Below are 10,855 nucleotides of genomic sequence, written 5' to 3'. Positions count from 1 at the left end.
CCTTCTTCCTTCTTCCTTCTTCCCCTTCTACCCCAACAAACAAGCTGCGGGAAAAATCAGATATTCTAAGAAAAACAACTTCCAGATAAACTGATAAAATGCAGCAATTTCTATTTTATCGTCCAAATCAACTTTCGCGCTCCAAAACCACATCAAACCCAAAGCCGCCAAATGAGAAACTGCCAGAAACACTAAATTAACATTAGACAATACGATCGCTCCCGCCAAAGTCGCGCCCAAATAACAAACCGTCAACACCCAGCGAGATAAATTAAAGACGGCCGGCTTGCCCAGCTCAATCGTAAACGTAGTAATATTATATTGCTTGTCCCCTTCCATGTCGGGGATATCTTTAAAAATGGCGATCGCAAACGTAAACACCACGACAAAAATCGTCAGCACCCAAACTTCTGCAGGAATCGCAAAAGACACACTCTTCAAACTCCAGCCAGAAAAAGCGCTTTTCGCCGTTCCCAAACCCAACACCCAATTAAAGTGCAAAAATAACCCTAAATTTACGATCGCGCCCCGCACAGTAAAAATGCACAGTGCCGCCCAAAAAGGAAAACGCTTCAGCCGAATTGGTGGCAGAGAATAAGCAGTCCCTATCGCCAAACTAACGCCAACAGTAGCCAGCAAAAACGGGCCTTGTAAAACAGCCGTCAAAATTGCTAGAATTCCCGTGGCAATTACAATTAATTCCCCGGTTTTCCGAGAAAATACTCCCGAGGCTATCGGCAAATACGGCTTATTAATTTTATCAATTTCAACATCTTCTAACTGGTTCAATCCCACAATATAAATATTGCCGCAAATGCAAGCCAACCAGGCAAAAGCTAGGGGCCAAAATACAGGATTCACAAACAGCCGCGCGCTTTGGGCGATCGCGTACAAAGCCAATACACTCAAGCTAGTGCCCACAATTGTGTGCGGTCGAGAAAACTCCCAAAATGCCCTCACCCAGCTTTGCGGAGCCGAGCCATTTTTATCAATCCAAGACTTGTTAATCGAATCGTTGCTCATAAAACTCACACCCGCACAAAAAAAATAACATTCTGTAGGGTGCGCATTGCGCACCTTACTCATTCATGTCAAGAATTGCCTAAAACCCTTTATATCTCTCGTTTATAACCTAGGATCGCTCCCTCTCGCATCCCCCTTAAGAAGACTCACTTTGAGCGCTCTTCTCCCTTTTTAAGGGGAGTAGGAAGTGAGTTGGAGGCAAGTTAAGGGGCGAGCGAGGGATTAATAGTCAAACAGTAGACTGATACTAGGTTTAATCTTAAGTTGACACCCATGCTCCGAAGAACACCTTACCCCTTAAGCCAAAACTCAAAACTTCTCCGATCTATCCCTGTTATTTTACAGCACAAATCAGCCCGAAACGAATCAATCCGCTCTGATATCCACGGCTCATCAATCCGAGAGCAAGTGCAGCTTGAATAGTCGTCCAACCGCTAGTCAGCAAACCCCAAATCGCGCTCGGAGTAAAAGCAGAATCGATCACCACATCCCAAAAAGGAGCAACAGCTTTTGACCAATCAGCGGTGCGAATACTTGTCAAAGGCAAACTGCGGACAATTTCCTCGTATTCCGGCAAAGAAATCACATAAGGCAAAGCATAAACCCGGTAAATTTCTGCCAATTCCTTTCTCTCTTCATCAGTTAATTCTCCCGCCGTTTCTCCCACCGGGCGGTGACACCAAGTTGCCAAAATCAAAGTTCCTCCCGGCTTGAGTACGCGGCAGCATTCCTGCAAAAACTTAATTTTGTCGGGCATATGTTCGCCACTTTCGAGCGACCAAACCAAGTCGAATGACTCGTCAGAAAAAGGCATATTCAAAGCATCGGCTACCAAAAAATTGACATTGCTTTCTAGCCCAGCAATTTTAGCGCGTTCGGTCGCTCTGTTGGCCTGTACCGGACTCAGAGTAATCCCGGTCGCTGTAACGCTAGCGCCCGTTTTATAGGGTTCGGGCGATCTGCTAAAATCAGGATCGCTCCCGCCATCCAACTTTAAATTATTTTGAGCGCTCGAACTAAACTTTTCGGTCAAATACAGCGTGCTGCCACCGATCCCGCAACCGACATCGAGAATGCGGTAAGGTTCACAGAGTGCCTTCTCTGAGGGGACTCCAGCCCAGCCCAGCAGTTCTTCTATCAAATCTATCTGAGCCTGTCGGCGCTCTTTTTTCAAATTGCCATCCGGGCCGTAGTAACCGTGGTGCATATGTTCGCCCCACACCTGCTCCCACAAACCGCTAGAAGCGTCGTAAAGTTGCTGAATTTGCTGGTAAAGTGTTGATGTCATCGCCGGATTGCAAGTTATTAAAGGAATTCTACCGTTATTTTCCCGATGTTGTCATAGAATTTGGCGATTGAGTTCGATCGACCGCAGGCACTCGCCAGACAAAGATGTCTTGATTTCAAGCCCGACGATCGATATTGTGGGCTGCCTCTAAAATCTCAAATCTAAAATCGATTTGTGGCTTCCCTCTCAAACCTCAAATCTAAAATCGATTTGTGGGTTCCCTCTAAAATCTAAAATCTAAAATCTAAAATCTAAAATCGAATGACTGTCTCGCGAACCATTGCTTTGGGCTTTCTCGCTGTCATCCTCGCAGGTGCTCTATTACTGATGATGCCCTTTTCCACAATTGATGGAAGTTGGAGCGATCCAATAACAGCACTGTTTACCTCTACTTCCGCTGTCTGCGTCACGGGCTTGTCGGTTGTGGATGTCGGAAAATATTACTCTTTTTGGGGGCAACTGTGCCTCGTTTTACTGGTGCAAATAGGAGGCTTGGGCTACATGACAGCCACGACTTTCTTGCTGCTGCTATTGGGTCGCCGCTTTTGCTTGAAAGACAAAATTGCCCTGCAACAATCTCTCGACAAATCCGGGCTAGCCGGCGTAGTACAACTCGTGCAGTCAATTCTAGCAACAACGCTTTTGTTTGAATTAACAGGAGTGTTTTTGCTGATGACGGTTTTCGTCCCCCAATACGGATTTAAAGAAGGTGTGTGGTCTGCTATATTTCACAGCGTTAATGCCTTTAACAATGCTGGTTTCAGCCTGTATTCAGATAATTTAATCCAGTACATCAATTCGCCTGTGATTAACTTCACAGTCAGCGGTTTAATCATATTTGGGGGAATCGGCTATCAAGTAATTATGGAAATGTACCTGTGGCTGCGCGATCGCTTCAACAAAAGCCCTATTTGCACAGTTTTTTCCCTAAATTTCAAAGTCGTTACCAGTACAACTGCTGTTCTTTTAATTTTAGGAACGCTAGCTTTTTTGGTGCTGGAATACAACAACCCAGCAACTTTCGGTTCTCTCAATTTTCCTCAAAAATTGATGGCTGCTTGGTTTCAATCTGTTACTCCCCGCACGGCGGGATTCAATACAATTGACATTGGCAAAATGAGCGAAGCCGGGTTATTTCTGACCGTTGCGCTGATGTTTATCGGCGCAGGTCCCGGCAGCACCGGCGGTGGCATCAAAACCACAACTTTTCGGATATTATTTTGCTGTACCGCAGCAGTTCTCGAAGGCCAGGAAGATGTGGAGTGCTATCAGCGCCAAATCCCACCAGCAATGATTCTGAAAACCATTAGCGTAGTCTTCGGTTCCCTGTTGGTCGCGTTCACATCTGCAATTTTAATTGAGATGACTAATCCCCAAGTAGAATTTATCGCAGCGCTGCTTGAGGCAGTTTCAGCCTTTGCCACGGTCGGTCTTTCCACAGGAATTACAGCCAAGATTTCAGCGATCGGTAAGTTGGTTTTGATTGCTACAATGTATGTAGGTCGGGTTGGCGTGTTGCTGCTGATGAGTGCTGCCTTCGGCGACCCAAAACCCAGGTCTTTTAAGTATGCTGAGGAAAGTTTGTTAGTCGGATAAAAAAATCCTGCCTCGTTGCTGATAATCTAAACAATGGGTGACAACCCAAATCAACTTTTACTACTTACCCAAAAATCAAAAGGAGGCGGCGCTGTGTCTGCTAAAATTTAAACAGCAAGACGCTCAGCGCTGGATATTCAGTGAACCTGTCATCTTTAAATTTTTTTCGGACTTTGCGCGCCGAAAACAAGCAGTTTGCAGTTATTGGTTTGGGACGCTTCGGCAAAGCTGTGTGTTCGACTCTGCACGGCTTGGGTTACGAAGTCTTGGGAGTTGACACCGATGAAAAAAAAGTAACTCAAGCTTTGACCGATCGTATTGCTGCTCACGTTGTGCAGTTAGATTCTACAGAGCCTAGCGCTCTTGCGGAAGCTGGTATATTTGAATTTGAAACAGTGATTGTTGCGATCGGCAATTACCTAGCAGAAAGCATTACCACCACCCTAAATCTTAAGGAAGGCGGCGTAACTCACGTAATAGCCAAAGCTTCTTCGGAAACTCACTTAAAACTGTTGAAAAAAGTCGGCGCAGATCATGTAGTTTTTCCCGAACGAGAAATGGGCTGCTCTTTAGCCCGGATTCTTACACAACCCAGCATTTTAGAACGCTTTGACCTCGACCCAGATCACAGCATCGTTGAGTTGCTGGTTCCTGAAAAGTTTGACGGTAAAACCATCTCGGAATTAGATCTCCGGCGCAGGTACGGTTTGAACTTGCTAGCAGTCGGTCGCGCCGACAAGTTCGAGATCAATCCGCAGCCAAACGAACGCTTGAAAAAGGGCGAGGCGATGGTAGTAGTTGGTTCTAATAAAGATATCAATCGCTTGCCAATTTAACAGCTCGCCATTTGACGCACATACAGCCACACTCCTCGACTCAGAAACCCGGTTTCTTCGGTTCCGAGTGCCTAATTCCTAAGCAAGTCTTGCGGGATTTGTGAAAATTTTAGCCTCCCACAAACCCGGTTTATCTTAGATAAACTGGGTTTCTCTGTCGATTTTTATGTTCTAATTTTTAACCGAAATATCTAAATTGAATTTCACCAATGCTGGGGTTGCTTCCGCTTTGGCGACCCCATCTGAGAACATAGCCAGACAAATTGCGAAAATCTCAACAAGGTAGCAGCACCCGATCGCGCTCCCGCAACTGTCTTGAGCGCTAGCCCTGTAAATTCAGCCAACGTTCAAGATTTTTTGCAGGTAAGCTTTGCCCAAAACCACCACCGCCAAGACTAGAGCGAGTTCAACAAACCAAGGACAGACCGCCACAAACCAAATTAACGAACACACTCCAATAATTGCAGCTATGGGAGCCGGAATTCCGTCTAGCGTTCTGTTGTCAGTCCCCACAGCCACCAACAAAGCAATAAAGCAGACCGCCAACGGAATCAAGCAAGGTGTGAACATGATTTTTACCCCATCAATTTTTTTACATATGGCATCTCAGCATATTTACAATACATCAAAGATTCGGAAATGCACCATTAATTGCGATATGATTTAAGATTAACAAATTAATACTCTGGGGTGATATATTTTGTAATTTTTAGCTTCGCATCTCTCTAAAGGCAGAAGTAGGTTGGCATCAGGCAGGATTTGGGAATTTTTATTTCGGCAGAAGTGCTTTTGCTTTCTACCTTGAGATTAATTGCGATGCGCCCATATCAGCAAGTTATAGTGAGGATTGCAGGCAGTTAGTGTAGAGCGTGAATCAATGCTGGGCAAATTTTTTCGCAAGCCTGAATCAGAAAACAGCGATCGCGTCCCCCCGGGTCAATACCTCGCCAAGGGCTTTCCCGTGCTGACCTACGGCGATACACCCTCCGTCAGCATTGAGAGTTGGGAATTTAAAGTCTGGGGATTGGCCAAACCACAAACCTTCACTTGGTCGGACTTCAAGGCCATGCCCCAAAGTAACTTTACTGCGGATTTTCACTGCGTCACCCGGTGGTCAAAACTTGACGTGCAGTGGACGGGAGTCAAAGTCACAGATTTTATGAACTACATAGAAGTCGATCCGAAAGCTCTGCACGTCCTGGAACACTGCTACGGCGGCTACACCACTAACATTGCGATCGCCGACTTCCTCCGAGAAGAAAACTTTTTCGCCCACACCCTCTTCGGCGAACCCCTATCCCCAGACCACGGCGGCCCGATGCGGCTGGTAGTTCCGCACTTGTACGCTTGGAAAAGCGCTAAATGGATTAACGGCTTGGAGTTTACCGAAACCGAAGAACTCGGTTTTTGGGAACGCAACGGCTACCACCAGCGGGGCGAACCTTGGGCCGAGGAACGCTACAGCGGTCTGTTTTGATGCGGTCGATCGGGAGCAAGGACTTGCCCAGAGGTTCTATATACGGTATTTGTTAAGGGGGTATCCGCTCTTTTACCGCTTCAATCTGGTCCCATCGCATATAGTAGATCGTATCTTTGGGAGGGATCGCGGCGCTGGATCTATTTAATTTAACAAAAGACGTACACCCAAAGATCGCAATTTGTACGTAATTTACCCGATAGATAAACTACTTTAACTTTCATACGCAAGTCCCAAAAAACAAATATTCCCAGTTTCGGGTTAATATAAAACTTCTCTACCTGTCAGCGGGCAAAAATATCACCGTATATATACTTAAGTGTTTGTTATTGAGGATTTAGACTTGAGAATAAAATAAAAAATTAGCATAAACCCGCTCCAAATCAGTTTAGTTGCTGGACGCTCCCATGCCGGCGACTGCAAGGTTTAAAGCCACAATTTGTATAATTATTTGTGTGTATTTTGAGGGAGCGCTCGCCCTGCAAGCCGATGCGATCGACAGCATTTGTGAAGGATGTGTAAAGGCTGGGTAAAGAATATGTCAAAATTTACATAAAGTGCCAAAAATACAAAAAAGTATCCGATAATGAAATTATTAAGAGCCTATCGAAAAAGGAACAGATTATGAATACCAAACTATTATCCGCCCTAACAGCTACCGCAGCCGCTACAGCTATGTTGGGCGCCGCAGCTCCAGCTCACGCATTCTCCTTTGGTACCAACGGCATCTCATTCCAGCAAGACACAAGTGTCACCTTTAAGTTCAAAGAATCTCACGGTATGTACCAATCCTCTTTGGGAGTCTACACTGTGAATGACTCGGCGATCTCTAAAGTGGCCAACCTGTTTTCGGAAACTAAATCCTCAGACAACGAGTGGGAAAACGAATGGAAAGGAACTCTGGGCAATACAGTCACGGGTTCTGGCTCGGCAGTATTCACATTCCTGGCAAATAAAATTTATACTTTGGGACTCGACAGCGGCGACGATGGCACTGTCTACTCAACCTCAGCCTTGAACTCCAACACCCAGCTAGCCGTGTTTGGCGGGCAATCGCAACTGTGGAACGCACTCGGCAAAGAAACAACGAACGTCTTCCAAGCTGCCGGACAATTCACAAACGGAACAGGTTCTCTGTTTAATGGAGGCACGCTAATCTCCTTCGACGATCGCGGTAACAGCAACGACGCAGACTTCCAAGACTTCGCAGTGAGCGCAGAAGCAGTTCCCGAACCAATGACAATGACTGGTTTGGCTCTCGGTTTGGGTGGCTTGGTTGCAGCCCGCCGCCGCCGCGCTAGCAAGACGGCTTCCTGATTTTTTCAACTGCAACAATCTGCTCAATTTCGTTTGGCAAAATAGAATACAATTTGGAGGCGCGCTAATATAACATCGGCTCGCCTTTTGCTTGATTTGAAAAGTCAGATGCCAGAAGTCAGAGGGAAGTTCGGCAACGAACCAGTGTACGGGATTTAACGGATTTAAGGGATGGATGTTGAGGGAAGAAGTCCGAGGGGAGAAAGAGGATTTTTCCCACTCTCCGACTCTCCCTGTCTCGCCCTCTCCCAACTCAAAATTCAAAACTCACTCACGGTCAAATGTTCGATCGTGCAAAGTCACTGGTACGGGTTGAGGAATTTTAATGTCGGCCCGGACGCACGCTACTTTAATCATCACCACAGCCCTGGTTTTTGTCCGTCCCGCCTGTGCTTGTTCCGGCAGCGTCCAATAGCCGACAATAAGATGCAAAGAACCATCGTTAAGGCTTGAATTATCAACTTCCGGAGTTGGTCGCGACAAAACGCCTTCGACTTCGGAAATAACTTTAAACAAGGTTTCAATTACTAGGGAAGGTCGGTATCGCTAAAATTAAAGGCAGGTCTGTTCGCCTGTGTGGCAGGGCTGTTAGTACCCCCACAGAATTGGTAAATACGATCGCATTGGGCATGATAACTCGCTCTCCCCGAGCGCTCAGAATTTGAGTTAAACGCATCGAAATCTTTTCAACAGTACCTTCAAAGCCTTCTAAAATTATCTGATCTCCCAATTGAAACGGTTCGTACAACAGCAGCAATATTCCCGCTAAAAATTTTTTGAAGATATCTTGGAAGGCGAAACTAATAGCTACTCAACCCAGTCCTAACAAACCGATAATATCTCCCGGACGCAAAGCTGGGAACGCAATCACGCAGACGATCGAACTTTCAGCCGCCTCAGTGAGAGTGTCAAATAATTCAAGAACGCCAGGCTAACACAAAAGATTGAGATCGATCGCCCGACAGGAATGTTTGACTCTCGCTGTGCGGGTGACTCCATAGACTCGCTCGCTAATCGATCGAACACAATCAAAATTTAAGATTAGCCTCGCCGCCCCCGATCGAGTAAAATCACACCACTTGCCCGCCGATGGCTTAATCTGCTAAAACTAACAAAGTTTGATGATTTCTCAGAAATAACATACATGGTTGCTACATCCGTCAAGATTAAACACGAAGTCAAAGACTTGTCCCTCGCCCCCTTGGGAAAGCAACGCATCGAGTGGGCCGGCCGGGAAATGCCCGTTTTGCGGCAAATTCAAGAACGCTTCGCTAAAGAAAAGCCTTTCGCTGGCATTCGCTTGGCTGCTTGCTGCCACGTAACCACAGAAACCGCTCATTTGGCAATCGCCATCAAACTCGGCGGTGGCGACGCCGTACTGATCGCCAGCAACCCCTTGAGCACTCAAGATGACGTAGCGGCTTGCTTAGTTGAAGACTACGGCATTTCCGTCTTCGCTCTCAAAGGAGAAGACGCGGCTACCTACGAACGTCACGTCTACACAGCCCTAGACCACCGCCCCAATATTATCATCGACGACGGCAGCGACGTGGTAGCTGCCCTGATCCAGCACCGCCCGAACCAAATTTCCGACTTAATCGGAACTACCGAAGAAACTACCACAGGCATCGTGCGCCTGCGGGCAATGTTGAAAGACGGTGTGCTGACTTTCCCCGCAATGAACGTCAACGACGCCGACACCAAGCACTTTTTCGACAACCGCTACGGCACCGGTCAATCTACCCTAGACGGCATTATCCGCGCTACCAATATTTTGTTAGCCGGTAAAAATATTGTGGTTGCAGGTTACGGTTGGTGCGGCAAAGGCACGGCACTGCGCGCCCGCGGCATGGGCGCTAACGTAATTGTCACCGAAATCGATCCGATTCGGGCGATCGAAGCAGTGATGGACGGTTTCCGCGTCATGCCGATGGACGAAGCAGCAACAGTCGGAGATATCTTCATTACCGTTACCGGCAACAAACACGTCATTCGTGCCGAACATTTCGACACCATGAAAGACGGCGCAATTGTTTGCAATTCCGGTCACTTCGACATTGAAATTGACCTCAAATCCCTCGGCGAAAAAAGCACCGACGTGAAAACAGTCCGGTCTTTCACTCAAGAATATCACCTCAATAATGGCAAGTCGATTATTGTGTTGGGCGAAGGCCGTTTGATCAACTTGGCAGCAGCCGAAGGACACCCCAGCGCCGTGATGGATATGAGCTTTGCTAACCAAGCTTTAGCCTGCGAATATCTGGTAACGAACAAAGGCAAACTAGAGCCTGGTATTCACTCAATCCCCGTGGAAGTTGACAAAGAAATTGCCCGTCTCAAATTGGAAGCAATGGGTATTCACATTGATACCTTGACAGCCGATCAAATTGAGTACACCAACTCTTGGACTTCGGGCACTTAATCATCGATCGATCGATCCCCACCGTAGGGACACGGCATTGCCGTGTCCCTACTTCATAAACTTCCTTCTTCCAACTTCGGCATTCGGTCTTCCTGACATCCGTTACATAATCCGTTGCCGAACTTCCTTCTGCTATACCTATTACCAATTATTAAATCAAAATGGTTGAATGGATAACTAACACAATGCAGTCGATGGGTTATCTCGGAATTGGCCTGTTGATGTTTTTGGAAAACCTTTTCCCCCCCATACCCTCAGAATTGATTATGCCGCTGGCAGGATTCACGGTATTCAAGGGGGGAATGGAGTTTTCACCGGCGATCGCAGCAGGGGTTATCGGTACAGTTCTGGGGGCGATTCCTTGGTACTATGCGGGTAAATTATTGAGCGAAGAACGCTTGAGGAATTTAGCCGACAAATACGGCAAATGGATCACTGTATCGGGCGCCGATATTGACAAAGCGAATAGATGGTTTAACAGACACGGCAACAAAGCCGTGTTTTTGTGTCGCCTCGTACCGGGAGTTCGTACCCTGATTTCCCTGCCCGCTGGCATCAACAATATGGCTTTAATTCCTTTTTTACTTTACTCAACAGCCGGCACTCTTTTGTGGGTGAGTTTCCTGACTTTTGCCGGATATAAACTCGGGGAAAATTATGGACTTGTCGATGATTATCTGGGTCCTGTTTCCAAAATAGTTGTGGTGAGTATTGTCATTTGGTTTATTTTGTGGGTTGTCAAAAAGAATATGCAGAAGGAAAAATATCGCAAATAAATACAAATTTTGTGAAAATAATCTGCGTTGATTCGCGTTCATCTGCGGCGACAATCACCATTTTGACCCAGCCCAAAAACGAATACAAGTTTCCTAAAGGATTCGTGAGCGACCCCAAGT

General features: G+C 46.6%; 11 protein-coding genes. 6 read left to right on the top strand and 5 right to left on the bottom strand.

Going from position 1 to position 10,855, the window contains the following annotated elements:
* Positions 1-27: 27 nt before the first annotated feature.
* On the bottom strand, positions 28-1,086 hold the full coding sequence (locus QUA13_RS03130; protein WP_333196544.1) for a homogentisate phytyltransferase: 1,059 nt from the start codon (positions 1,084-1,086) through the stop codon (positions 28-30).
* Between the two features lie 271 nt (positions 1,087-1,357).
* On the bottom strand, positions 1,358-2,311 hold the full coding sequence (locus QUA13_RS03125) for a methyltransferase domain-containing protein (RefSeq protein ID WP_333196543.1): 954 nt from the start codon (positions 2,309-2,311) through the stop codon (positions 1,358-1,360).
* A gap of 261 nt (positions 2,312-2,572) precedes the next feature.
* Between QUA13_RS03125 and QUA13_RS03120 the strand changes: the two genes are divergently transcribed.
* Positions 2,573-3,907 (top strand): TrkH family potassium uptake protein, encoded by a 1,335-nt coding sequence (locus QUA13_RS03120; RefSeq protein ID WP_333196541.1) that lies wholly within the window; start codon positions 2,573-2,575, stop codon positions 3,905-3,907.
* Between the two features lie 140 nt (positions 3,908-4,047).
* Positions 4,048-4,743, top strand: coding sequence for a TrkA family potassium uptake protein (locus tag QUA13_RS03115; RefSeq protein WP_333196539.1), 696 nt, complete (start codon positions 4,048-4,050; stop codon positions 4,741-4,743).
* A 336-nt stretch (positions 4,744-5,079) separates the two neighbouring features.
* Here the strand turns inward: QUA13_RS03115 and QUA13_RS03110 are convergent, their stop codons facing one another.
* A complete protein-coding gene (locus tag QUA13_RS03110; protein WP_333190736.1) occupies positions 5,080-5,313 on the bottom strand; it encodes a hypothetical protein in 234 nt (77 codons plus the stop codon).
* 307 nt (positions 5,314-5,620) lie between these two features.
* Here QUA13_RS03110 and QUA13_RS03105 point away from each other — a divergent pair, with 307 nt between their 5' ends.
* Both QUA13_RS03105 and QUA13_RS03100 read left to right on the top strand, forming a co-directional pair.
* The gene (locus QUA13_RS03105) at positions 5,621-6,220 is read left to right on the top strand and encodes a sulfite oxidase-like oxidoreductase (protein WP_333196538.1); all 600 of its coding nucleotides are present in this window, start codon (positions 5,621-5,623) and stop codon (positions 6,218-6,220) included.
* A 624-nt stretch (positions 6,221-6,844) separates the two neighbouring features.
* Positions 6,845-7,537, top strand: a complete 693-nt coding sequence (locus tag QUA13_RS03100) for a PEP-CTERM sorting domain-containing protein (protein ID WP_333196536.1) — start codon at positions 6,845-6,847, stop codon at positions 7,535-7,537.
* 267 nt (positions 7,538-7,804) lie between these two features.
* On the opposite strand, the gene QUA13_RS03095 is transcribed toward QUA13_RS03100, so the two are convergent.
* Entirely contained in the window at positions 7,805-8,053 is a 249-nt protein-coding gene (locus tag QUA13_RS03095; RefSeq protein WP_333196534.1) for a hypothetical protein, read from the bottom strand.
* A 4-nt stretch (positions 8,054-8,057) separates the two neighbouring features.
* Positions 8,058-8,321, bottom strand: coding sequence for a mechanosensitive ion channel domain-containing protein (locus QUA13_RS03090; RefSeq protein WP_333196590.1), 264 nt, complete (start codon positions 8,319-8,321; stop codon positions 8,058-8,060).
* 360 nt (positions 8,322-8,681) lie between these two features.
* Between QUA13_RS03090 and ahcY the strand changes: the two genes are divergently transcribed.
* Together ahcY and QUA13_RS03080 are read left to right on the top strand one after the other, a co-directional pair.
* Positions 8,682-9,959, top strand: coding sequence for an adenosylhomocysteinase (ahcY, locus tag QUA13_RS03085; RefSeq protein WP_333196532.1), 1,278 nt, complete (start codon positions 8,682-8,684; stop codon positions 9,957-9,959).
* Between the two features lie 161 nt (positions 9,960-10,120).
* Positions 10,121-10,735: a DedA family protein gene (locus QUA13_RS03080; protein WP_333196530.1), complete on the top strand. Its 615-nt coding sequence runs from the start codon at positions 10,121-10,123 to the stop codon at positions 10,733-10,735.
* Positions 10,736-10,855: the final 120 nt, after the last annotated feature.

This window comes from Microcoleus sp. S28C3 (assembly GCF_036700785.1).
GTDB lineage: Bacteria > Cyanobacteriota > Cyanobacteriia > Cyanobacteriales > Microcoleaceae > Microcoleus > Microcoleus asticus.
Note: the sequence above shows the minus strand (reverse complement) of the source record. Positions and strands in the feature narration are given on the sequence as shown.

Excerpts from the sequence above, each read along its gene's own strand:
- QUA13_RS03120 (WP_333196541.1), top strand. The coding sequence starts at position 2,573 with ATGACTGTCTCGCGAACCATTGCTTTGGGCTTTCTCGCTGTCATCCTC.
- QUA13_RS03105 (WP_333196538.1), top strand. The coding sequence starts at position 5,621 with ATGCTGGGCAAATTTTTTCGCAAGCCTGAATCAGAAAACAGCGATCGC.
- QUA13_RS03100 (WP_333196536.1), top strand. The coding sequence starts at position 6,845 with ATGAATACCAAACTATTATCCGCCCTAACAGCTACCGCAGCCGCTACA.
- QUA13_RS03130 (WP_333196544.1), bottom strand. The coding sequence starts at position 1,086 with ATGAGTAAGGTGCGCAATGCGCACCCTACAGAATGTTATTTTTTTTGT.
- QUA13_RS03080 (WP_333196530.1), top strand. The coding sequence starts at position 10,121 with ATGGTTGAATGGATAACTAACACAATGCAGTCGATGGGTTATCTCGGA.
- QUA13_RS03125 (WP_333196543.1), bottom strand. The coding sequence starts at position 2,311 with ATGACATCAACACTTTACCAGCAAATTCAGCAACTTTACGACGCTTCT.
- ahcY (WP_333196532.1), top strand. The coding sequence starts at position 8,682 with ATGGTTGCTACATCCGTCAAGATTAAACACGAAGTCAAAGACTTGTCC.
- QUA13_RS03110 (WP_333190736.1), bottom strand. The coding sequence starts at position 5,313 with ATGTTCACACCTTGCTTGATTCCGTTGGCGGTCTGCTTTATTGCTTTG.